Below are 21,989 nucleotides of genomic sequence, written 5' to 3'. Positions count from 1 at the left end.
TCACCTGCCCGTCGATGGACTACGCGCCCTGGCCCGGTGGGTCGAACGGCGGCTGGACGCTCAATGCTGTACTCGCTTGACTCAAGATGCAAGAATTTGGCCGCGATTTCGCATTGAGTTCCATCTTTGTCGGGTCACGGCGTCGGCGGGATCCCCCGGCAAGAGGGTCAGACCTGCACCACCTTGACCCCGGCCTGCTCGACGAGGCTCACCTGTTCCGGGTCCGCCGCCTTGTCGGTGATCAGGGTGTCGATGTTGCCCAGCGGGCAGATCCGGTTGAAGCTCCGGCGGCCCAGCTTCGAGGCGTCCGCGACCACGATCGTCCGCGCCGCGCTGGTCACCATGACGTGATTGATCGCCGCCTCGCCGTCGTTGTGCGCGCTGGCGCCGTGCTGGTGGTCGATCGCGTCCACCCCGAGCACGACGACGTCCAGCGCCACGGACGCGAGCATCGTCTCCGCGATACGGCCGATCAGCTCGTACGACTGCGGTCGGGCGGTCCCGCCGGTGAGCACCACCCGGATGTGCGGCCGCACGATGAGTTCGTGGGCGATGTTCAGCGCGTTGGTCACCACGGTGACCGCCGACAGCTGCCCGTTCGAGTCGGTGCGCAGCGCGAGGGCCCGGGCCACCTCGGTCGTCGTGGTGCCCCCGTTGAGCCCCACCGTGCTCCCCGGTGGGATCAGCGCGACGGCGCCAGCCGCGATCCGCTGCTTCTCCGATGCCTGCCGCACCGCCTTGTAGCGCAACGGCAGGTCGTAGGACACGTTGGTGACGACCACGCCGCCCCGGGTACGCGTCACCAACTGCTGGGTGGCGAGCTCGTCGAAGTCCCGTCGGATGGTCGCCGTGCTCACGCCCAGCTCGCGAGCGGTGGACTCGATGTCGAGCTGACCCTCGACCGCGACCATCTCCAGGAGCCGGTGCCACCGCTCGCGCTGGTTCACGTCTCACTCCGGTCGCTCGGCCTGCCCATGCGGTCATCCTTGCATCCCGGATGCAACGTCCGTACCGCACTCATGCCCCAGCCGGGCCGCCGTGCCGCCCTGCGACGTGACTCGCGGGGCGGCACCGGGCGCCGACAGGGGCCGCTCCCTCGCCGGGTCGCCCGCAGGCGTCAGGCGGGAGTGAGCCGCCAGTGCTGGGCGAAGCCGCCGGTGTCGCTCTGCTGCACGATGGCGGCCCCGTCGGTGGTGGCCCCGCCGGCCACAGCGAGGACCTTGCCCGTCTGCACGTTGACGAGTTTCACGAAGTCGCCGGACACGGTGACGACCCGCCACTGCTGGTTGCCACCGCCGGTCGCGGACCACTGGATGACCCGCGCCCCCTCCGCCGTGGAGCCGCCCTCGACGTCCGCGAGCAGGCCCGAGTTGACGTTGGTCATCGTGGTGACGCCACCCACCGCGCCGGCCATCAGCCACCTCTGGTTGGCTCCGCCGTTGGGGCTCCACTGGACCAGTTGCACGCCGGTGATCCGGGACCAGCCCGGCACGTCGAGGGCCTTGCCGCTGGCCCGGTTGACCACGCTGTAGCCGGTGGCGCCCGACTGCCCGCTCAGGGTGGCCTCGAAGGTGATCGGCTGCGCCTGCACCTGGTGCAGGTCGAAGACGACGATCTCGTTGGCGCCGACCCGCAGCCACGGCGCCGGGCAGTAGAGCCGTTGCTGTGGCCCCACCTTCCAGTAGCGGCCGAGGTTGCGCCCATTGACCCAGACCACGCCCTTGGTCCACCGCGACATGTCGAGGTACGTGTCGCCGGTCTGGGTGAGATTCACGGTGGCCTTGAAGAAGATGCCGGGCCGCGAACTGTTGCCGATCACCGGCCGGAGCCCGGCCACGAACGCCTCGTCGATGGGCAGCAGATGGGTCTGCCATCCGGTCAACGTGCCGGTCAGTGCGCCCGCGTCGACCAGCGACACCCGTTCCAGGATGCCCTTGCGGTCGACCAGGGCCTGGCCGTAGTTCGTCCGGCCCATGCCCTCCACCAGGATGTCGAGTGTGGGGCTGCCACTCGCCGAGGTCTTCAACGGCAGCGGCGCGTCCTGCACGGTCACCCCGAGCGGAGTCGTGTAGGCCGCCGCGAGGTTGCTCCGGGACAGGCCGCCCTGGTAGACGCCGTCGAGGAACACCGTCGCGTAGTCGCGCACCGACCTGATGTCCAGCGTGCCCCGGGTGTAGCCGGGCAGGACGCGGCGGTAGAGCATGAAGCCGGAGTTCTGGCCGTACATCTCCATCGGTTGTGGAGTGACCGTCTGCGCCGCCGGCAGCGCGGCCGGCAGGTTGTCCCACAGCGAGGCGTACGGCGCGGGCACCACAGCCTGACTGCCGGTACGCACGATGGTGGGGATCGGCGCCGGCACGGCCGGCAGCGTCACCCCGAGGGCCGTCCCGATGATCTCGCGGTACGCGGGGTACAGGCGGGCCGGGCCGCCCTGTTCGTTGATCGGCGCGCCGTAGTCGTAGGTGGTGATGTCCGCCTGGTAGCCGGACCCGTTGTCGGCGGCGTTCGCGCCTGCGGAGTATCCGAAGTTCGTGCCGCCGTGAATCATGTAGAGGTTGAAAGACAGCCTGCCCGCCATCAGGCCCCGCAACTGCGTGGAGATGTCGGTGTTCGATCCGGCGAAGCCGCCGTCGCCCCAGTGGGTCAACCAGCCCGGGTAGAGCTCGCCGGACATGGCCGGAACGGTCGGGAAGGACTGGCGGGCCGCGGCGATGGCCGACGCATCACCACCGCTGAGCGCGATCGCCCCGCCGGTGACCACCGTACGATTGCCCTGCACCTGACCGAGGCCGTCCTCGGTGTAGAACGGTCCGGTGATCCCGGCCCGCAGCCACAGTTGCCGCAGTTCCTCGAGGTAGACGACGTCGCTGCCGTACGAGCCGTACTCGTTCTCGATCTGGACCATCAGGATCGGTCCTCCGTTGGCCACCATGAGCGGCTTGACCAGCGCGGCGAGCGCGTTGACGTAGCGCGTGACGGCCGCCATGTAGTTCGGGTCGGCGGCGGTGCGGACCCGCAACCTGATGCCCGGGTTGCGCAGCAGGTACGGCGGCAGACCACCGAGGTCCCATTCGCCGCAGACGTAGGGGCCGGGGCGCAGCAGCACGTACATGCCCTCGGCCTGGCACAGGCGGATGAAGCCGGCGATGTCGCGCCGGTCGGTGGTGAAGTCGAAGACTCCGGGGCGTTCCTCGACGTGGTTCCACATCACGTAGATGGCGATCGTGTTCATGCCCATCGCCTTGGCCATCTGAATCCGGTGGCGCCAGTACTGCACCGGGATGCGGGCCGGATGCATCTCACCGCTCCGGATCTGGAACGGCTGGCCGTCGAGCAGGAAGTTGCTGCCATCGGCAGAGAACCCGAAGGCCTGCGCCGCGGCGGCGGCACTGGCCGGGCCGCCCGATGCCAGCATCGCCGCAAAAGGACTGAGCACGCCGAGGGTAAGGAGTTGGCGCCGATCCATGGTCTCTCCTTCGGACAGGCATCGCCAGCGGCGGTCACGGCCGGGACGGGCCGGAGCGCCAACATGCTGACGATGGTCGATGTAATCAGAGCCTGCCAGACGGCGCAACATGATGTAAACATCCGCGCCAACTTTGCATCTTCAATCAGCGCCCCCGGCAACCCGCCGCGCCCGCCCCGCCCCGCTCGCCCGCCCCGCCCCCGCACGCCCCGCGCCCTGCCTCCCGCGCCCCGCGCCCCGCGCGCCCCGCGCGCCCCGCGTGGCCCGCCCGCGCGCCCGCCGCACCCGCCCAGCCGCGCTGATCTAGGGCATATCAGCGTGAGTTGATCTCCCAGAACAGTGATATGCCCTAGATCGACGCGCTGGGGGCGGGCGCGGCGCGGGCGGTCCACTTCGGACCCGCCTAACCACGGGGCGACCGTTCGTCGATCTATTGACGACCCGCGCGACGCCCCTTAGCGTCATGACGTCAGATATCCGACGTCTGATGGCCGATTTCCTCCGTTCCCCCCACCCCCGTCCCCGGAAGGAATCCTGTGTCTCCTGTCCGAGCACTGCCGCGCCGAGTGATTGCGGTCGTCGCCGCCGTCCTCGGCGTGGCCGCGATCCTGCCCGCCACGCCAGCCCACGCCGCCCCCGCCGGAGTGAGCGCGACCGCCAGCGCCGACTGCACGACCGGCCGGCTCAACCTGCTGCTCACCAACGGCAGCACCACCGCGCAGACCTTCACCGTCACCTGGCCGGGGCGCACCAACTCCCCCTGGACCCGGACGGTCGCCGCTGGCAGCAGCAGCAGCGAGCTGTACTGGACCCTCCCGGCCGGCACCGCGTACACCCTGCGAACCACCACCCCGACCGGGTTGGACGACGCCACCGCCGGCATCTTCCAGTGCGGCACCGGCATGTCCGCGGTCACCAGCTACGACTGCACGGCCGGCCGGCTTCAGCTCGCGCTGGAGAACCGCACCACGACCGCTCGGGACTTCACCGTCACGTGGTCCGGGCGCACCGGATCCCCGTGGACCCGCAGCATCGCCGCCGGCGGCAACTTTCTGCACTACTGGACGGTCGGCGCCGGCACCGCGTACACCCTGCGGGTCACCGCCCCCGGTTTCGACACCACCCTGCGAGGCACCGCCGGGTGCGGCCTGACCGCCGGCACTCCGCAGATGAACGCCACGACGGTGCTGACCACGCAGACCGTCATCCGCAACCTCAACGGCGCCAACGGCCGCTACGACGGCACTGCCGCCTCGGTTCGTATCCCGGGTATGGCCGTCACCAACAACGGCACCGTCATCGCCGTCGCCGACGCCCGGGTCAACGGCCAGTACGACCTGGGTGGCGGCACCAACAACATCCAGATCGCCATGACCCGCAGCACCGACGGTGGTCGCACCTTCGAGCAGCCGCGCGTCATCCACGCCCCCGCCACCATCAGGGAGGGAGCGGGCGACCCCAGCCTGCTGGTGGACCGCAACACCGGCGTCGTCTACTGCTTCTACACCTACTCCCCCAGGCCGGGCATCAGCTTCTGGTCGGGCTCCTCTGGTCTCAACACCGCCAACGACCCGAACAGCATGCACCTGCAATACATCACCAGCCGGGACAACGGCGCCACCTGGAGCGCCCCGGTGGAGCTGAACCCGACGATCAAGCTGCCGACCTGGCAGCAGGCGTTCTTCTCCTCCGGGCACGGCATCCAGAGCAGCACCGGACGCCTGATCCAGCCGTTCGTCTACCGCGACGCGGCGGGCCTCACCCAGACCGGCAACATCTACAGCGACGACCACGGCACGACGTGGCGACGTGGCGGACCCGCTGGCGGCAACATCAACGAGAGCAAGGCGATCGAGCGCGGCACCGGAGCGATCGTGCAGAACATGCGGCACAACAGCACCCGCAGCCGGTTCTACTCGACGTCCATTGACGGCGGCGCCACGTTCGGCGCGGCCACGGCCAGCGCCCTGCTGACCGATCCGCTCTGCAACGCCGACGAGGTGTCCTACCTGCGTCCGTCGGAGGTGGGCGCGAACGGCGCGCCGGTGCGCACCCGTACGGCGCTGTTCAGCAACAACGCGGCCCCGACCGCGCGCAACGACCTCACCGTCCGGCTCTCCACCGATGACGGCGCCAGCTGGCCGGCTCGGGCGCTGGTCAAGCCGGGCGCCGCGGGCTACTCCACGATGGCCGTGCTGAACGACGGGACGATCGGCAACCTGTACGAGGTGGGCGGCACCGGAGGCATCTTCTTCGCCCGCTTCACCCTCGACTGGGTCAAGGGGGCCTGACCCGGAACCTCCCGCCCCCGGTGCCGGCCCTGTGCCGGCACCGGGGGCGGTACCGGGGGCGGTACCGGGGGCGGTACCGCGACGCACCCTCTCAGCGACACGACAGCCAGGCCGGACACACCGTCAGGTTCATCCCGCGTCGTGGGTGCGGATCACCTCCCCGGTGTCCAGCCGGGGCAGGCGTCCGGGCCCCGCGTCCGGACCGGCACGCCCGACGTTGAGCAGGAGCAGCACCTCGTGGCGACCGTCGGGGAAGAACTCCCGCTGGACGCCCCCGGCGTTGAAGCCCGCCATCGGGCCGGCGGCGAGCCCCGCCGCGCGGACACCGACGATCAGGTAGCCGATCTGCAGGGTCGCGTTGAACCGGGCGTGCTCAGCTCGCGCCGTGGGGTCGGCGAGCCAGTCCCGGGCCTGCGGGCGGTGCGGGTACAGCTCGGGCAGCCGCTCGTGGAAGTCCACGTCAGCGGCGAGGACCACGGTCAGCGGAGCGCTGGCCGTCTTGGCCCGGTTGCCGCTGGAGACGTACGGCAGCAGTCGCGCTCGGGACTCCGGCGAACGGAGCAGCAGCACCCGCAGCGGCTGGCCGTTGAGCGCGGTCGGCCCGTACCGGATCAGGTCGTGGATCGCCGCGACCTGGGCGTCGGTGACCGGCTCGTCGGTGAACGTGTTGGCCGTGCGGGCCGCCCGGAACAGCAGGTCCTGGGCGGCCCGGTCCAGCGCGAGCAGGTCCGGTGTGGTCGGTGCGCTCACGCCGGCACCGGCGGGACCGCGGTGGTGTATCCGCCCCGGTGGTGCACCAGAGGCGCGCCGTCGCCGCCGTCACCGAGCGCCATCGGCTCGGCGATCACCAGCGTGTGGTCGCCGGCCGGCACCCGGTGGACCACCCGGCAGAGCAGCCGGGCCAGCACTCCGGTCAGCAACGGCACCCCGAACGGTCCGGGTGCCCAGTCCGGGTACGCGGCGAACCGGTCGATGCCACTGGTGGCGAAGACGCTCGCGGCCTCCCGCTGCTCGGCGGCCAGCAGGTGCACCGCGACGTGCTCGGCGCGGGCCAGCACCGGCCAGCTCGACGACGCCGTCCCGAGGCAGAACGAGACGAGCGGCGGGTCCAGCGACACCGACGTGAACGAGGTGGCGGTGAACCCCGCCCGGATCGGCGCGCCGATCCCACCCAGGCAGGCGGGGTCGGTGGCACGGGCGACCGCGGTGACCACGGTGACGCTGGTGGCCTGCCGCCGCAGCAGAGCGCGGAACAGGTCCGGGCTCACCGGTCGCAGCTCGGCCGCGTCCACCGCCGGACGCTCCACGGTGGTCACGCCGACACCAGACCCGACGCGGCGTACGCGCTGGCCGGTCGGGGCAGGCCGTAGTGCTCGCGCAGGGTCCGGCCGGTGTACTCGGTGCGGAACAGCCCGCGGGCGCGCAGCACCGGCACCACGTGGTCGACGAAGTCGGCGAGCCCGCCGGGCAGGTGCGGCGGCATGATGTTGAAGCCGTCGGCGGCGCCCTGGGTGAACCACAGCTCGATCTGGTCGGCGATCTGCTCGGGCGTGCCGGCGACCACCCGGTGCCCCCGGCCCCCGCCGAGTCGGCCAATGAGCTGCCGGATGGTGAGCCGTTCCCGGCGGGCCAGTTCGGTGACGAGCTGGTAGCGGCTCTGGTGGGCCTGCACGGTGCCGGCGTCCGGCAGCTCCGGCAGCGGCCCGTCCAGCGGCAGGCCGGTCAGGTCGATGCCGAGCATCCCGGAGAGCTGGGCGAGGGCGTAGTCGGGGACGATCAGCTCCTCCAGCTCGGCGGCGAGCGCCTGCGCCTCGGCCTCGGTGCCGCCGATCACCGGCGCGATGCCGGGCAGGATCTTCACCAGGTCGGGGTTCCGGCCGGCGGCGGTGACCTGCCGGCGCAGTTCGGCGTAGAAACCCTGGCCGTCGGCGAGGGTCTGCTGGGCGGTGAAGACCGCCTCGGCGTAGCGGGCGGCGAAGGCGATCCCGTCCGGCGACGACCCGGCCTGCACCAGCAGCGGTCGGCCCTGCGGCCCACGGGGGATGTTCAGCGGGCCACGGACCTGGAACTCCGGCCCGCGGTGCGCCACGTCGTGCACCCGGTCGGTGTCGGCGAACACCCCGGCGGCGGTGTCGAAGACCAGCGCGTCGTCCTCCCAGCTGTCCCAGAGCTTGATCGCGACGTCGACGAACTCGGCGGCCCGCCGGTACCGGTCCGCGTGCGCGGGGTGGCTGTCCCGGTTGAAGTTGGCCGCCTCCCGAACCTGTGCGGAGGTGACGATGTTCCAGCCGGCCCGACCGCCGCTGAGATGGTCCAGCGAGGCGAATTTGCGGGCGGTGTGGAACGGCTCGTTGTAGGTGGTGGAGACCGTCGCGATGAGACCGATGTGCTCGGTCACCGCGGCGAGCGACGCGAGCAGGGTCAGCGGTTCGAAGACGGCCTGGATGTTGTGCCGGGGGTTCGGCCCGACCGAGAGGCCGTCGGCGAGGAACAGCGAGTCGAGGGTGCCGCGCTCGGCGATCCGGGCCAGCTCCTGGAAGTGCCGCACGTCGGTGACCCGACGCGGGTCGGTGCGGGGGTGCCGCCAGGCGGCCTCGTGGTGGCCGACGCCCATCAGGAACGCGTTGAGGTGCAGGGTGCGAGGCATGAGAGTGTCCTATCCGGCGGAGACGTCGACGCGCCAGGTGGAGAAGCGACGTTCGAGGGCGACGAGGAGTTGGTTGACGACCAGGCCGATGGCGGAGATCGTGATGATCCCGGAGTACATGTCGGGGATCGCGAAGTTGTACTGCGCGTAGTTGATGAGGTAGCCGAGGCCGGCCTTCGCGCCGACCATCTCGGCCGCGACCAGCACCAGGATCGAGTACGCCCCGGCCAGCCGAACGCCGGTGAAGATGGTCGGCACCGCCGCCGGCAGGATCACCTTCTGGAACAGCCGCAGGTGGTTGAGCCCCATCGAGCGGGCCGAGCGGATCAGCAGCGGGTCGACGCCCTTCACCCCGGCGATGGTGTTCAGCAGGATCGGCCAGGAGCACGCGTACAGCACCAGGGCGATCTTGGAGGTCTCCCCCAGGCCGAGGATGAGCACGAACACCGGCAGCAGGGCCAACGCGGCGGTGTTGCGGAAGACCTCCAGCAGGGGGCTGAGCAGCTCGGCGAGCGGCCGGTACCAACCGATCAGCAGTCCGAGCGGGATGGCGGTGAGCACCGCCAGGCCGAGCCCGGCCAGTGACCGGGTGAGGCTCGCACCGACGTGCTCGGCGAGCTGCCCGCTGCGCAGCAGCTCCCACCAGGCGACCAGCACCTCGGACAGCGGGGGGAGGAAGACCCGGTCCACCAGCCCGAGCCGGGGGGCTCCCTCCCAGATCGCGGCCAGCGCGGCGATCGCGACGGTGCGGTGCAGCACCTTCCCGCCGATGCCGAGCAGCCGAGCGGCGAGGCCGGAGGCAGCGTGGTCGGCCGTCGCTCCGGGCACGGTTGGTGGGCCTGCGAGTCGGGTGGGACGTTCGGCGATGTCAACCAACGCGGGCCTCCTCGGTGTGGCTGACGCTGGTGCCCTCGGCCGCCTGGGCGGCCCGCACCTCGTCGCGCAGCAGGGTCCAGATCTGGTGCCGGTGATGGCGGAACGCGTCGGTGGAGCGGACGTCCTCGACCGCGTCCCGGTCGCCGAGGTCGATGTCGATGACCTGTTTGAGTCGGCCGGGCCGGGAGGTCAGCACCGCCACCCGCTGACCGAGGTACACGGCCTCGTCGATGCCGTGCGTGATGAACACGATGGTCTTGCCGGTGCGGGCCCAGATCCGCACCAGCTCGTCCTGCAATGAGTCGCGGGTCTGCGCGTCCAGCGCGGCGAACGGTTCGTCCATGAGCAGCACGTCCGGGTCATACGCGAGGCTCCGGGCGATGGCCACCCGCTGTTTCATTCCGCCGGACAGCTCGTGCGGGTAACGGTCGGCGAAACCGCGCAGGCCCACCAGATCCAGGTGGTGCGCGATCAGGGCGGCACGCTCGGCCCGGGGCACCCCCTTGGCCTCCAACCCGAACGCGACGTTGCCGGCGGCGGTGCGCCAGGGCAGCAGCGCGTACTGCTGGAAGACGATGCCCCGGTCCAGGCCGGGTCCGGTGACGGGCCGACCGTCGACGAGCACCTGCCCCGCGGTCGGCTGGGTGAGCCCGCCGAGCAGGTCGAGCAGAGTGGATTTGCCGCAGCCGCTGGGACCGACGACGACCAGGAACTCGCCGGGGCGTACCCCGAGGGTCACCCGGTCCAGCGCGATGACCGCGCCGGCGCCGCCGCGCCGGGTGGCGCGGACCGGGAAGGTCTTGCTCACCCGATCGAAGAGGATCTTGTCGGTGCTCACGCGCCGCCGCCGTCCACGAAGGGGTTGAACCGGTTGGTGTAGATGTCGGCGGGCTTCGGCCGGTGGCCCTTGAGCTCGCCCTCGGCGGCGAGCCAGTCGATCCAGGTGCCGAACTCCTGCTCGTCGATCACGCCGCCCCGGCCGGCGACGCCGCTGCTCTTCCAGTACGCGACAAGCGACGGGTCCTCGTTGCGGCCCCGCTTGGTGATGATGTCCCGCATCCGGGCGACCACCGTCTCCCGGGGCTGGGTGCGGGCCCACTCGATGGCCTTGCCGACCCCGGTGACGAACGCCTTGACGGTCTCCGGGTTGCGTTTGATGAAGTCGTCGCGGAAGACGTAGGTGCCGGCGCTGAACGCGCCGAGCAGCTCGTAGTCGGTGAAGATGGTGCGGATGCCGCCGCCGGCGATCGCCTTGTCCCGGATCACCCCGCCGAGCACCGCGACGTCGATCTGTTTCTGCCGCAGTGACTGCTCGGTGTTGACCGGCGGCAGGGCGACCAGCTCGACCTGCTTGATCTCGGCCGGGGTGAGGCCGCCGCGAGCGAGCCAGGTCTTGAGCACGGCCTCGGCGTGCGCGCCGAGGGTGTTCATGCCGACCTTCTTGCCGATCAGGTCACGGGGGCCGCGGATCGGGCTGTCGTCGAGCACGTAGTAGCCCTGGAAGGTCTGGGCGTCGGAGCCGTAGTAGCTGACCACGGCGGTGATCGGGGCGTTGGCGGCGGTGAGCTTGACGATGGCGCCGTTGAACGCGCCGCCGAAGTCGCTCTGCCCGGTGGCGGTGGCCTGGATGTCCTGCGGGCCGCCGGTGACGTTGCCGATCCAGTTGAGCCGGACCTCGCCGAGGTAGCCGAGGTCGGCGGCGAGTTCGGGGAGCGTGACCTGACCGACCGAGCCCTGGTAGCGCAGCTCGGTGGACCGGCCGCCGCCGGCTGCGGCGTCGCCGCCGCCGCAGCCGGCGGTGGCGGCGAGCAGAGCCAGCGCGGCAACGGTGGCGAGGGTACGCAGGACGGCACGACGGGGTGGGGACATGAGGAGTCTCCTGATCTGTCCACGATGGGAGCAAGGACGCCCGGGTGAGGGCGCGATGGCACGCTGCTCCGCGTTGAGCGGGCGGGCGGTGGGAGTGCGGCGCTGGAGCCGAGCCGGATGGACCGGTCAGCTCAACAGAGCGCGCTCGCGTGCCGGACCAGGTCGACGTGCACACGAGCGGTGAGGAAAAGCTCATCCCGCTGCGACATGACCTCATGCTGCCGGGGACGGGATCGACCGGTCAACGGTCTTCCAGAAGGTGAGACTTGTATCGCTGCCTATGTTACGAAGTGCCTCTAGCAGCGTTTACCGTGGCGCAACACCTATCTGTTGGATAGAGATTCCGGTGCGCGACAACCACTGTCCAGGACGGACACCGAGAGGGTTTCAGAAGTTGTCGGTTCGGGAATGTTCGATCTCGACACGGCAGGAAACGGTGACGAGGGGAGTCCTCCGATGGGCCTCATGTTTCGCAAGCGCAAGAAGTACGGTCCGATCATCCTGAACTTCACGGAGAACGGGTTCTCCTCGTGGAGCATCAAGATCGGGCGCTGGTCCTGGAACTCCAAGGCCAAGGCGCACCGGGTCGACCTGCCGGGTCCGCTGTCCTGGAAGCAGGACAAGTCCCGGTCGTAGTATCCCGGGAGCCGAGCGGGGTGCCGGTGATTCACCGGCACCCCGCTCGGCGTCTGTGGGGTGGGGCCCTCAGCGCGCCACTGTGATGATCTCGTCGCCGGCCAGCCTGCCGGACTCGCGGTCACGCCGCACGTCACCGGCGTCGAGCAGGTCGGCGAGCGCCTGGTTGGCGTCGGCGGCACGGTAGACGGTCGCGGTGAGAGTGTGCCGGCGCAGCTCGGTGACCGGCCGCGACCCGCCCTCCCGCAGCTCGGCCAGCAGCTCGCGGATCAGTGGTTCGAGGTCGGGATCGCCGGCCACGTTGACAGTTGCGCCCATCGGGTCGGCCGGGTCGCGGTAGCGCACGTCGAAATCCGCGCCGATCGCCCAGAGCGCGTCGCGGACGGCCTCCAGGCTCCGGTCGGAACGGCTGCCGAACGCGATCACACCGGCAGCCTCGCCGTCCGGCAGCACCGGCGCGACCTCGGCGACCAGGGGGAAGCCGGCGGAAATGAGCGCGTCGCGAGCGCTGTCGCCGGTGTGCAGCAGCAACTCTCCGGTGCGGCCGTTGGTCGCGGCGGTGAGCAGTTTCGGCGTCACCGCGCCGGGCAGATCCACGAAGGAGAACAGTGGGGCGCCAGCGGCCCCGGCGGCCTTCACCGCGACCGGAAGCCGGTAAGGGTCACCGGGCAGCAGGTGCACGGTGACCTCGGAGGGCAGCTCCGCCTCGATCGGGCCGAGTCGGGCCGGCAGGTCGGCGGCGCCGTCGGCCAGCACCAGCACCGTCACCTGCCGGCCGCGCACCTGGTCGGCGTGGCCGGCGACAACCCGCAGCGCGGCCTCGGCGGCGGCTGCGTCGGCGCCGGCCAGCGCCACGGCGGCCCGCCGAGAGCGGTGCAGGGCCGCGGGCAGCCAGGTCGTCAACTGGCGGACCAGCAGCTCGCGGAGGAAATCGGTGGTCCGGTCAGTCGGCATCGGTCCGTTCTACCGTACGACCGATCAGGCCGGGACGGAGATCCCCACCCCGCCCCGGGTCTGCCCGCCGTAGCGCTGCCGCTCGGCGTCGAGGTCGAGCCGACCGATCTGCTTGCGGGCGGCCAGCGCGGCGTCGTCGAGCAGGTCGGCGGGGATCAGCCAGACCACCTCGAACTCCAGACCGTCCGGATCCTGCCCGTAGAGGCTCTTGGTCGTGCCGTGGTCGGAGGTGCCGACCAGCGCGCCGGCGCCGGCGAGCCGCTCGGCGGTGGCGGCCAGCTCGTCGAGGGTGTCCACCTCCCAGGCGAGGTGGTAGAGGCCGACGGTGGCCCGGCCTGCGGTCGACCGCCCGGCGCCGGCGCCGATCTCGAACAGGCCGAGGTCGTGGTCGTTGGTGGAGTCGGGTGCCTGGAGGAAGGTGGCACCCCGAAAGCCGTCCGGGGTCATCGCCACCGGGCGGAAGCCCAGCACGTCGCGGTAGAAGGCGACGCTGCGGGCGAGATCACTGACGTAGAGGACCGCGTGGTTGAGCCGGTGGATACCCATGACCCGAGACTAGCGCGTTTTAGTTGAGCGTTCAACTATTGCGAGTATGATGACGGTCATGACCCGCTGGCTCGACTCCGACGAGCAGCGCACCTGGCGCGCGTTCCTTACCGCCTCCCGCGCGCTGATGGACACGCTCGACCGCGAGCTGCAACGCGACGCGGGCATGCCGCACGCGTACTACGAGATCCTGGTCCGGCTCTCCGAGTCCCCCGGCCGCCGCCTGCGGATGAGCGACCTGGCCGAGGCCACCGGGTCGTCCCGCAGCCGGCTCTCCCACGCGGTCGCCCGGCTGGAGGCGGCCGGATGGGTGCGCCGCGAGGAATGTCCCACCGACCGACGTGGGCAGGTCGCGCTGCTCACCGACGAGGGTTTCGCCACCCTCGCGGCCGCCGCACCCGGCCACGTCGACGGTGTACGCCAGCACCTGTTCGACGCGTTGAGCCCGGCCCAGGTCGACCAACTGCGCCGAATCAGCGAGACATTGGCCGAGCACCTGAGGAGATCCTGACCAATCGACACCGGCGCGGGTCTTGTACTTACCGTCGTCAGATGAGCACGATGGGGCGTGTCTTCCGGCTTCGGTGAACTGACTGACCAGGCGCACCACCTCGTGTCAGCGGGCGATCTGGCCGGCGCGCAGCAGCTGCTCTCCGACGCGCTCACCGACGCCGACCCTCGCCCGACCAACGCCACCCCCGAGCTGGCCGAGGCGGCCAGCCTCCAGGCGCGGGTGCTGGTCGCCCTCGGTGAGCCGCACTCGGCCCGGGGATGGGCTGCCTTCGCGTACGCGGCCACCACCCGCCTGCACGGCCGCGCCGACCCGCGCACGGTGGCCGCCGCGGCGACCCTGGCCGCGGTGCTGCACCGGGTCGGCAGCCACTCCCGGGCCGCCCGGCTCTACCAGGAAGTCATCATCGAGCTGACCGCGCAGGACGGCCCGGAGTCGCTGCGGGTGCTCGCCGCGCACGCCGATCTGGCCACCGTCGAATACGCCCGCGGCCAGTGCACGGTGGCCCGCGACCGACTCCAGGACGCCTGGGAGCTGCACCACGAGGTGTACGGCGACGGGCACCCCAGCGGCATCAAGATGCTGGCCCGGCTCGGGGCCATGCAGCGCGACTGCGGGCAGTTCGCCGAGGCACACGACAACCTGGCGCTGGCCCGCGAGCTGTGCCGGCAGCACCTGCCCGCCGACGACCCGCTGGCCGCGCAGGTGGCGGCGCTGGCCCGGGCGGCGGCCAATCCCGACCACGCCTGCGCCGACAACCCGCCCACGGCCCGCGACACCCCAGTGGTGCCGGCGGCCCGCATCCCACCCGGGCCGGCCGAGTCCGACTACCACCCGCCGACGCCTCCGCCACACCACGCCGGACCGGCGGCGGCCGGCGGGGCGGTTCCGAATCCCCGAGCGCCAGCCGACGAGCCAGTCGGGTCGACAGACACCCGATGGCCACCCGCGCCGGCGCACGAGCCCGCGCCCCACTCCACCGACACCCCGGTGCCCCCGTCGGTGGTCGGGCTGGCCGGCGGCACCGAGGAGCAGTCCGGGGTGTACCGGCTACACCGACCCGCCGCGCCGCCCGAGTCGTACGACCCGTACACGCCACTTCAGCCGTACACGCCGCCTGACCCGTACGCGCAGCTTGAGCCGTACACGCCGTCCCGGTTGCTGCCGGTGCCCGTGCATCGGGCGCCTCCGGCGCAGCGCAACCGGCTGGTGCCGGTACTCGTGGCCGGCGTGGTCGTGGTGCTGCTCGGTGCGGCCGCGGTGATCGCCGGGGTGGCCCGGGTCGACGGCGACGACGAGCCGACCGCGCCGCCGTCCAGCGGCTCCCCCACTGCCAGCTCGCCCGTCACCACGGCGCCCGCCCCGGCCAGCTCCGCGCCCACGTCGGCTACCGTCGCCGCACCGCCCGGCAGTCCGCCCGGCGCGGTTACGCTGCGCGACACCCGGGACAGCATCGCGCTGCGCTGGACCTACCCGGCCGGCAGCGAGGGCCCGGTGGTCGTCGCCGGCGGGCGCACCGGCCAGGACGGCAACGTCTTCGCGACACTGCCCGCCGGCACCACGAGCTACGTCATCTACGCGCTCAACCGCACCAACGACTACTGCTTCACCGTCGCCGTCGTCTGGTCCACCGACACCGTGGCCAGCTCCGAGCAGGTCTGCACCCGTCGCCGCTGATCCGACACCTCACCGAGCGGGTAGGACCGGCTCGGCCGCCGGGAGCAGCAGACACACGCGTAGCCCTCGCTGATCCTCGGCGTCGGTCAGGGTGATGCTGCCGCCCGCACGTCGGACCAGTTCCCGAACGATGGCCAGCCCCAGGCCGGCACCACCGTCGTCGCGGGCCCGTCCGTCATCCAGCCGGGTGAACCGGTCGAAGACCCGCTCCCGGTCCGCCGCCGGGACACCCGGGCCGTCGTCGGTCACCGTCACCAGGTGGTACGCGCCGGCCCTCGACCCGAGGCCAGGCCCGACCGTCCGCCACGCCGCTGCCGGCACCGCCTCGGCGGCGAGCACGACACTGCCGTACGCGTGCCGGACCGCGTTGTCGACCAGGTTGGCCAGCACGCGACGCAGCTCGTCGACGTTGCCGGTCGTCCAGAGCGGGCCCGACGGCACAACCACCCGCACCGGCGGCGGCGACGGGTAGCGGGCGGCGACCTCGGTCAGCAGCGCGCCCAGCTCCACCGGGCCGGTCCCCCGGGCTGGTGGCGCCTCGTCCAGGCGGGCCAGCAGCAGCAGATCGTCGACCAGCCGGCTGAGCCGCTCGGTGTCGGTGAGCAGGTTGGCGGTCACCGCCGTCCAGTCCGTCCGGTCGGCGAGGCGCTGGGCCACCTCCAGCTCGGTCCGGATGTTGGTCAACGGGCTGCGCAGCTCGTGGGCGGCGTCGGACACGAACGCCCGCTGCCGGACCCGGGCGGATTCCAGCCGGTCCAGCATGCCGTTGAGGGTGACCGCCAGCCGGTGGATCTCGTCGGCCGACGCGGGCACCGGTAGCCGGCCGGCGCCGGCCCGCCCGGTGATCTCCTCGGCGCCCCGACGTAGCGCCTCGACCGGCCGCAGAGTCGCGCCCACCACCCGCCACGCCACCCCGGCCAGCACGGCCACCAGCAGTGGAAACGCCACCAGCAGGATGACCCGGACCACATGGGTGCTGTGCCGCACGTCGGCCATCGAGCGGGCGACCAGCACGGTGAGCGGGTCGGCCGCGGTGCCGGCGGGTACGGCGACCACCCGGACCGGGCCCGCGAGCCCGACCCGCTCCGCCGGCACCTCCAGCCGCTGCCGACGGTCGCGGTTCAGCCGCTCGGGGCGGACCATCGGCACCAGCCGGTCGGCGTCGATCGAGGCGGCCCTGATCCGCCCCTGCGCATCGACGACCTGGACGCGGACCTGCCCGCCGGCCACGGGCAGCGGATCGGGCAACGCGTCCTCGGCGGCGAGCAGGGCTACCGCGTCGGCGGTTCGGAACGCCTCGGTGTCGACCGTTCGCTGGAGCACGAAGCCGAGCGCGCCGAGCAGCACCACCCCACCCAGGGCCAGCCCGACGGTGAGGCCGAACACTCCGAGAGCCATGAGCCGCCCCCGCAGCCCGAGCACCGGCATCCAGCCGTGCCACGCCCGGCGGGCGCGCGCCGAGCCGTCAGTGGTCACGTCGCCAGCCGGTAGCCAGCGCCCCGGACCGTCTCCAGCCGATCCCGGCCGAGCTTGCGGCGCAGGTAGCCGACGTACACCTCGACGGCGTTCGGCGCGGTCTCCAGGCTCGCGTCCCAGACGTGGTCCAGCAACTCGATCTTGGAGACCACCTGGCCGGGCCTACGCATCAGGTAGTCCAGCAGCGCGAACTCCCGCGCGGTCAGCGCCACCTCGGCGTCCGCCCGGGTGACCCGTCGGCGGGCCGGGTCCAGTCGCAGGTCACCGACCGCCAGCACCGTCGGGCGTTCCGGCACGCCCCGACGCAGCAGCGCCCGTAGCCGGGCCAGCAACACCACATACGAGAAGGGTTTGGTCAGGTAGTCGTCGGCGCCGCAGTCGAGGCCGTCGGCCTGGTCGTACTCGCCGTCCTTCGCGGAGAGCATCAGCACCGGCAACCAGTGCTGCTCCGCTCGCAACCGCCGGACCAGCTCATAGCCGGAGAGGCCGGGCAGCATCACGTCGAGGATCATCGCGTCGTACCCGCCGTGCCGGGCCGCGTCCAGGCCGGCCGGGCCGGTCCCCGCCACATCCACCGCGAACCCCTCCGCCTGCAGGCCGCGTTGTAGGGCAGCCGCCAACCGGGCCTCGTCCTCCACCACCAGCAAGCGCACCACCCAAGGGTGCCACCTGGGTCAATCGAGGCGGATCGGCGTCCTCAGCCCATTCACAGCGGCGACCGGGCAGGATGGTCGCAGGAGGTGCCCACATGTCCGTTCTGAGAAGTCGTCCCGTCCTGCGCTGGCTGGTTCCGGCGACCGCCGCCGTCGCCGTCATCGGCGGTGGCGCCGCGGTCGGCACGTTCGCCGCCGAGGCTGAGCCGAGCCTGCCGCCACGTACCGCCGCCCAGCTCCTGGTCGATCTGCAGACCTCCCGGCTGGAGGGGTTGTCCGGGACCGTCGTGCAGCGCGCCGACCTCGGCCTGCCGCCGCTCGTCGGGCTGATCCCCGGCAACGACCTGACCACCCTGCTGACAGGCACGCACACCCTGCGGGTCTGGTATTCCGGCCCCGATCAGCAACGGGTCGCGCTGCTCGACACCCTCGGCGAGCAGGACGTGATCCGCAACGGGCGGGACCTGTGGACCTGGCAGAGCCGCACCAACACGGCCAGCCACCGCACGCTGGGCGACGCCGCGTTCGAGAAGCCGGCTCCCGAGGCGACGCCGAGCATGCCGGCCACCCCGCAGCAGGCGGCCGACCTGGCGTTGGGCGCGATCGACCCGAGCACCGAGGTCAGCGTCGGTCGGTCGGCCACCGTCGCCGGCCAGGACGCGTACGAGCTGGTGCTCCAGCCGCGCGACCGTGACTCACTGGTGCACCAGCTGCGGATCGCCATCGACGCCAAGCAGCACGTGCCGCTGCGTTTCGAGGTGCTCGCGAAGGGCAGCGACCAGCCAGCGTTCGAGGTGGCCTTCACCCAGGTCGACTACCGCCGCCCCGACGCCGACCAGTTCGCCTTCAACCCGCCGCCCGGCGTGACCGTCACCGAGGAGAAGGCCGAGCGGCCGGCCGCGGGTAAGCCCGGCCACGTCGCGCCGTCGGGTGATCCGCAGGTACGCGCGGTGGGCACCGGCTGGACCACCGTGCTGGCCGCCCGCCTCGACGGGGCCCTCGGGGGCAAGCCGACCGACGCGGAGCCGCCCGTGCCATCGGCCGACGCACCCGCAGTGGACATGTCCAAGCTGCTCGGGGGGCTGCAGGCGGTCAGCGGCGACTGGGGCAGCGGTCGACTGCTCACCAGCAAGCTGTTCAGTGTGCTGCTCACCGACGACGGCCGGGTGCTCGCCGGCGCCGTCACCCCGGAGCGGCTCTACCAGGCCGCCCGCGGCTGATCCACCGGCGAACGCGCCGGGTCGACCCACCGGTCGGCCCGGCGCGTCGTCGTGTCAGGCGCCGAGAGCGGTGAGGTAGGCGTCGGCGAGCACCGCGTGGCCGGGCAGGTGGGGATGGACGCGGTCGTCGGCCCAGCGCTTCGCCGGGCTGACCGTCAGCACCCGGTCGAACGCCGCCTGGTTGGGCACGTGCACCGCGTCGAACTCGGCGGCCAGCCCTGCCACCACCGCCGCGTACCGGTCGGTGTCGGCGCGTTGCGGCTCGCTGCGGTCGGTCTCGATGAGGAACGGGTCACCGAGGATCAGCCGGCAGCCGGTGGCGGCAACCGCCCGACGGAGCAGGTCGCGCAGGGTGCGCTCGTACTCGTCGATTCCGACGGCCTCGTCCGGCCGGTCGCCGTAGCGCCGCCAGATGTCGTTGATACCGATCAGCACCGAGAGCCAGTCGGGGCGCTCGGCGATGGCGTCGTCATCCCAGCGGGCGGCGAGGTCCCGGACGGTGTTGCCGCCCACACCCCGGTTGACCCACACCAGCTCCAACTCGGGGTGCCGCGCGTCGACCAGGGCGCGCACCAGGCTGACGTACCCGCTGCCGTAGGGCGCGGCGTCGTCGCGTCGACCACAATCGGTGATGCTGTCCCCGATGAAGACCACCCGTTGCCCGGTCCGCAGGATCATTTGCCGCCACCTCGCGATCACCGGCGCGCCGGCCCGCCCGGCTTGGTGAGAACCGGCGGAACGCGCTATCTTCAACAGTTCGAGGGCACAAAAAAGAACGGCTAATAGCCGTTCCTGCAAAGGATTCTAATCTTTAGGGAGACGGCTTGTCAAGGCACTCCGGCGGTTCCGGCGAATTGCCGCTCGACGACGAGATCGGTCGCGAGCAGGAGTACGTCTCGATGCTCTACAACCGGCTCGATGGGCTGCGTGAGCAGGCCGCCCACCGGCTCACCGCCGAGCTGCGCAACACCGGCGGCACCCTCCAGGACCGCTCCCAGCGCGACAGCTCGGTGGCCATGTACGCCGATCAGGTCGAGCAGTTCTCCGCCGTGGAGAACGGGCTCTGCTTTGGCCGCCTCGACGGCGATGACGACTCCCGCCACTACATCGGCAGGATCGGCATCTTCGACACCACTGGTGACTACGACCCGCTGCTGATGGACTGGCGGGCCCCCGCCGCCCGCCCGTTCTACCTCGCCACCGCCGCCAACCCGCAGGGCATACGCCGCAGACGGCACCTGCGCACCCGCCAGCGCAAGGTGACCGGGCTCAACGACGAGGTGCTCGACATCGACACCGCCTCCCCGGGCGCCCACGAGGAGCTGACCGGTGAGGCGTCGTTGCTCGCCGCGCTCAACGCGGGCCGCACCGGCCGGATGCGCGACATCGTCGAGACCATCCAGGCCGAACAGGACGCGATCATTCGTGCCGAACTGCCGGGCGTCATGGTGGTCCAGGGCGGCCCTGGCACCGGTAAGACCGCGGTCGCGCTGCACCGGGCCGCGTACCTGCTCTACACGCACCGCCGCGAACTCTCCAGCCGGGGCGTGCTGCTAGTCGGCCCGAACGCGACCTTCCTGCGCTACATCTCCCAGGTGCTGCCGACGCTGGCCGAGACCGGCGTGCTGCTGCGTACCCCGGGCGACCTCTTCCCGGGGGTGAGCGCCGAACGCGCCGAATCCGCCGAAACCGCCGCGCTCAAGGGCCGGGCGGTGTTGACCGAGGTGCTGGCGCTGGCCGTACGGGACCGGCAGTGGGTGCCCGACGAGCCACTGGAGATCGAGGTCGAGCGGGAGGCGTTGATCCTCGACCCGGAGACCGTGCGCGTCGCCCGGGACCGGGTCCGCCGCGTCGCCCGGCCGCACAACCTGTCCCGGGCGCTGTTCGACGTGGAGATCGTGCACGCGCTCGCCGACCAGATCGCCGAGCGGATCGGCGCCGACCCGCTGGGCGGGGACAACCTGCTCGACGAGGCAGACCGAGCCGAGATCCGCCGGGAGCTGCGCGACGAACCGGAGATCCGGGCCACCCTCGACCGGCTGTGGCCGGTGCTGACCCCGCAGCTCCTGCTGGCCGACCTGTACGCCGACCCGGACCGGATCGCCACCGCCGCGCCGATGCTCACCGACGGCGAGCGGGCACTGCTGCACCGGGAACCGGGTGGCTGGACAGCGGCCGACGTACCGCTGCTGGACGAGGCCGCCGAGCTGCTCGGCGAGGACGAGCGGGCCGCCGCCGCCCGCCGGGACCGCGTCCGCAGAATGGAACGCGAGTACGCGGAGGGCGTCCTTGAGATCGCCCGGGGTTCCCGCTCGATCGACGTCGAGGATGAGGCCGAGGGTGGTGAGATCCTCGGCGTGACCGACCTGATCGACGCGGACCGGCTGCTGGAACGGCAGGAGGAGACCGACCGCCTCACCACCGCGCAGCGCGCCGCCGCCGACCGGACGTGGGCGTTCGGCCACGTCATCGTGGACGAGGCGCAGGAGCTGTCACCGATGGCCTGGCGGCTGCTGATGCGACGCTGCCCGAGCCGGTCGATGACCATCGTCGGAGATGTGGCACAGACCGGCGCGCTCAGCGGCACGCCCTCCTGGGCGGACGCCCTCGCCCCGTACGTGGCACAGCGGTGGCGCCTGACCGAGCTGACGGTCAGCTACCGCACCCCTGCGGAGATCATGGCGGTCGCGGCCGACGTGCTGGCCGAGATCGACCCGGCGCTGCGGCCGCCGCGCTCGGTGCGGGAGAGCGGCGTACCCCCGTGGGACCGGGCGGTGCCCGACGAGCAGTTGGCGGCGGAACTGGTCGCTGAGACCACCCGGGAGGCGGCCGGGCTGACCGATGGCCGGCTCGGTGTGCTCGTGCCGGCCGGCCGGGTGGACGAGCTGGGCTCGGCGGTGACCGCCGCGTTGCCGGAGGCCGCCGTGGGCGAGCATCCGGAGCTGGAGAGCCGGGTGGTGGTGCTGACCGTCGCGCAGGCCAAGGGGCTGGAGTTCGACTCGGTGCTGGTCGTCGACCCGGATCGGATGGTGGCCGAGTCACCGCGCGGGCGCAGCGACCTTTACGTCGCGCTCACCCGCGCCACGCAACGGCTCGGCATCCTACGGCCCAGCAGCTGACCGGGCACCCCTGGACATTGCGCCGCCCCCGCCGAGTGGTCGCTCGGC

At 71.9% G+C, this 21,989-nt stretch carries 20 protein-coding genes; 6 read left to right on the top strand and 14 right to left on the bottom strand.

Going from position 1 to position 21,989, the window contains the following annotated elements; translation table 11 throughout:
* Positions 1–167: 167 nt before the first annotated feature.
* Together ABZS37_RS09470 and ABZS37_RS09465 are read right to left on the bottom strand one after the other, a co-directional pair.
* On the bottom strand, positions 168–947 hold the full coding sequence (locus ABZS37_RS09470) for a DeoR/GlpR family DNA-binding transcription regulator (RefSeq protein WP_355167227.1): 780 nt from the start codon (positions 945–947) through the stop codon (positions 168–170).
* A gap of 170 nt (positions 948–1,117) precedes the next feature.
* Entirely contained in the window at positions 1,118–3,466 is a 2,349-nt protein-coding gene (locus ABZS37_RS09465) for a beta-galactosidase (protein ID WP_355167225.1), read from the bottom strand.
* A 536-nt stretch (positions 3,467–4,002) separates the two neighbouring features.
* On the opposite strand from ABZS37_RS09465, the gene ABZS37_RS09460 reads away from it, so the two are divergent.
* On the top strand, positions 4,003–5,757 hold the full coding sequence (locus ABZS37_RS09460) for an exo-alpha-sialidase (RefSeq protein WP_355167223.1): 1,755 nt from the start codon (positions 4,003–4,005) through the stop codon (positions 5,755–5,757).
* Positions 5,758–5,886: 129 nt separating this feature from the next.
* Here ABZS37_RS09460 and ABZS37_RS09455 read toward each other — a convergent pair whose 3' ends face one another.
* The 7 genes from ABZS37_RS09455 to ABZS37_RS09425 all read right to left on the bottom strand — a co-directional run bounded on the left by ABZS37_RS09455 (position 5,887) and on the right by ABZS37_RS09425 (position 11,358).
* On the bottom strand, positions 5,887–6,507 hold the full coding sequence (locus ABZS37_RS09455) for a malonic semialdehyde reductase (RefSeq protein ID WP_355167221.1): 621 nt from the start codon (positions 6,505–6,507) through the stop codon (positions 5,887–5,889).
* The gene (locus tag ABZS37_RS09450) at positions 6,504–7,073 is read right to left on the bottom strand and encodes a flavin reductase family protein (protein WP_355167219.1); all 570 of its coding nucleotides are present in this window, start codon (positions 7,071–7,073) and stop codon (positions 6,504–6,506) included. Before ABZS37_RS09450 ends, ABZS37_RS09455 begins: the two co-directional genes overlap by 4 nt.
* The gene (locus tag ABZS37_RS09445) at positions 7,070–8,404 is read right to left on the bottom strand and encodes an LLM class flavin-dependent oxidoreductase (protein WP_355167217.1); all 1,335 of its coding nucleotides are present in this window, start codon (positions 8,402–8,404) and stop codon (positions 7,070–7,072) included. Before ABZS37_RS09445 ends, ABZS37_RS09450 begins: the two co-directional genes overlap by 4 nt.
* Positions 8,405–8,413: 9 nt before the next feature.
* Positions 8,414–9,280: an ABC transporter permease gene (locus tag ABZS37_RS09440; RefSeq protein ID WP_355167215.1), complete on the bottom strand. Its 867-nt coding sequence runs from the start codon at positions 9,278–9,280 to the stop codon at positions 8,414–8,416.
* Positions 9,273–10,118 (bottom strand): ABC transporter ATP-binding protein, encoded by an 846-nt coding sequence (locus ABZS37_RS09435; protein WP_355167213.1) that lies wholly within the window; start codon positions 10,116–10,118, stop codon positions 9,273–9,275. The genes ABZS37_RS09440 and ABZS37_RS09435 overlap by 8 nt, the downstream gene beginning before the upstream one ends.
* On the bottom strand, positions 10,115–11,149 hold the full coding sequence (locus tag ABZS37_RS09430; RefSeq protein WP_355167211.1) for an ABC transporter substrate-binding protein: 1,035 nt from the start codon (positions 11,147–11,149) through the stop codon (positions 10,115–10,117). The genes ABZS37_RS09435 and ABZS37_RS09430 overlap by 4 nt, the downstream gene beginning before the upstream one ends.
* Positions 11,150–11,280: 131 nt before the next feature.
* Complete coding sequence (locus tag ABZS37_RS09425; protein ID WP_354993610.1) at positions 11,281–11,358, bottom strand: putative leader peptide; 78 nt, start codon at positions 11,356–11,358, stop codon at positions 11,281–11,283.
* 247 nt (positions 11,359–11,605) lie between these two features.
* Here ABZS37_RS09425 and ABZS37_RS09420 point away from each other — a divergent pair, with 247 nt between their 5' ends.
* On the top strand, positions 11,606–11,785 hold the full coding sequence (locus ABZS37_RS09420; protein ID WP_053653605.1) for a DUF4236 domain-containing protein: 180 nt from the start codon (positions 11,606–11,608) through the stop codon (positions 11,783–11,785).
* A gap of 69 nt (positions 11,786–11,854) precedes the next feature.
* On the opposite strand, the gene ABZS37_RS09415 is transcribed toward ABZS37_RS09420, so the two are convergent.
* The gene (locus ABZS37_RS09415; protein ID WP_355167209.1) at positions 11,855–12,739 is read right to left on the bottom strand and encodes a hypothetical protein; all 885 of its coding nucleotides are present in this window, start codon (positions 12,737–12,739) and stop codon (positions 11,855–11,857) included.
* Between the two features lie 24 nt (positions 12,740–12,763).
* Positions 12,764–13,285: a VOC family protein gene (locus tag ABZS37_RS09410; RefSeq protein WP_355167208.1), complete on the bottom strand. Its 522-nt coding sequence runs from the start codon at positions 13,283–13,285 to the stop codon at positions 12,764–12,766.
* Positions 13,286–13,334: 49 nt separating this feature from the next.
* On the opposite strand from ABZS37_RS09410, the gene ABZS37_RS09405 reads away from it, so the two are divergent.
* Both ABZS37_RS09405 and ABZS37_RS09400 read left to right on the top strand, forming a co-directional pair.
* Entirely contained in the window at positions 13,335–13,796 is a 462-nt protein-coding gene (locus ABZS37_RS09405; protein ID WP_355167207.1) for a MarR family transcriptional regulator, read from the top strand.
* Positions 13,797–13,853: 57 nt separating this feature from the next.
* Positions 13,854–15,473, top strand: a complete 1,620-nt coding sequence (locus ABZS37_RS09400; RefSeq protein ID WP_355167206.1) for a tetratricopeptide repeat protein — start codon at positions 13,854–13,856, stop codon at positions 15,471–15,473.
* A gap of 9 nt (positions 15,474–15,482) precedes the next feature.
* Here ABZS37_RS09400 and ABZS37_RS09395 read toward each other — a convergent pair whose 3' ends face one another.
* Positions 15,483–16,871 (bottom strand): ATP-binding protein, encoded by a 1,389-nt coding sequence (locus ABZS37_RS09395; RefSeq protein WP_355167460.1) that lies wholly within the window; start codon positions 16,869–16,871, stop codon positions 15,483–15,485.
* 74 nt (positions 16,872–16,945) lie between these two features.
* A complete protein-coding gene (locus tag ABZS37_RS09390; protein ID WP_355167205.1) occupies positions 16,946–17,602 on the bottom strand; it encodes a response regulator transcription factor in 657 nt (218 codons plus the stop codon).
* A gap of 95 nt (positions 17,603–17,697) precedes the next feature.
* Between ABZS37_RS09390 and ABZS37_RS09385 the strand changes: the two genes are divergently transcribed.
* Positions 17,698–18,822 carry a sigma-E factor regulatory protein RseB domain-containing protein gene (locus ABZS37_RS09385; RefSeq protein ID WP_355167204.1) on the top strand — a complete coding sequence of 375 codons (1,125 nt, stop codon included), beginning with the start codon at positions 17,698–17,700 and terminating at the stop codon, positions 18,820–18,822.
* 54 nt (positions 18,823–18,876) lie between these two features.
* Here ABZS37_RS09385 and ABZS37_RS09380 read toward each other — a convergent pair whose 3' ends face one another.
* Entirely contained in the window at positions 18,877–19,500 is a 624-nt protein-coding gene (locus ABZS37_RS09380; RefSeq protein WP_355167203.1) for an SGNH/GDSL hydrolase family protein, read from the bottom strand.
* Positions 19,501–19,646: 146 nt separating this feature from the next.
* Here ABZS37_RS09380 and ABZS37_RS09375 point away from each other — a divergent pair, with 146 nt between their 5' ends.
* A complete protein-coding gene (locus ABZS37_RS09375; protein WP_355167202.1) occupies positions 19,647–21,941 on the top strand; it encodes an ATP-binding domain-containing protein in 2,295 nt (764 codons plus the stop codon).
* Positions 21,942–21,989: the final 48 nt, after the last annotated feature.

The sequence above is a fragment of the Micromonospora sp. NPDC005413 genome, from assembly GCF_040606435.1.
In the GTDB taxonomy this organism is placed as follows: Bacteria; Actinomycetota; Actinomycetes; order Mycobacteriales; family Micromonosporaceae; genus Micromonospora.
Note: the sequence above shows the minus strand (reverse complement) of the source record. Positions and strands in the feature narration are given on the sequence as shown.

What these genes read in the sequence shown, in the direction of transcription:
- ABZS37_RS09445 (WP_355167217.1), bottom strand. Translation starts at nt 8,404, where the DNA reads ATGCCTCGCACCCTGCACCTCAACGCGTTCCTGATGGGCGTCGGCCAC.
- ABZS37_RS09415 (WP_355167209.1), bottom strand. Translation starts at nt 12,739, where the DNA reads ATGCCGACTGACCGGACCACCGATTTCCTCCGCGAGCTGCTGGTCCGC.
- ABZS37_RS09410 (WP_355167208.1), bottom strand. Translation starts at nt 13,285, where the DNA reads ATGGGTATCCACCGGCTCAACCACGCGGTCCTCTACGTCAGTGATCTC.
- ABZS37_RS09425 (WP_354993610.1), bottom strand. Translation starts at nt 11,358, where the DNA reads ATGTCGCAGCGGGATGAGCTTTTCCTCACCGCTCGTGTGCACGTCGAC.
- ABZS37_RS09405 (WP_355167207.1), top strand. Translation starts at nt 13,335, where the DNA reads ATGACGGTCATGACCCGCTGGCTCGACTCCGACGAGCAGCGCACCTGG.
- ABZS37_RS09420 (WP_053653605.1), top strand. Translation starts at nt 11,606, where the DNA reads ATGGGCCTCATGTTTCGCAAGCGCAAGAAGTACGGTCCGATCATCCTG.
- ABZS37_RS09380 (WP_355167203.1), bottom strand. Translation starts at nt 19,500, where the DNA reads ATGATCCTGCGGACCGGGCAACGGGTGGTCTTCATCGGGGACAGCATC.
- ABZS37_RS09430 (WP_355167211.1), bottom strand. Translation starts at nt 11,149, where the DNA reads ATGTCCCCACCCCGTCGTGCCGTCCTGCGTACCCTCGCCACCGTTGCC.
- ABZS37_RS09385 (WP_355167204.1), top strand. Translation starts at nt 17,698, where the DNA reads ATGTCCGTTCTGAGAAGTCGTCCCGTCCTGCGCTGGCTGGTTCCGGCG.
- ABZS37_RS09465 (WP_355167225.1), bottom strand. Translation starts at nt 3,466, where the DNA reads ATGGATCGGCGCCAACTCCTTACCCTCGGCGTGCTCAGTCCTTTTGCG.
- ABZS37_RS09395 (WP_355167460.1), bottom strand. Translation starts at nt 16,871, where the DNA reads ATGGCTCTCGGAGTGTTCGGCCTCACCGTCGGGCTGGCCCTGGGTGGG.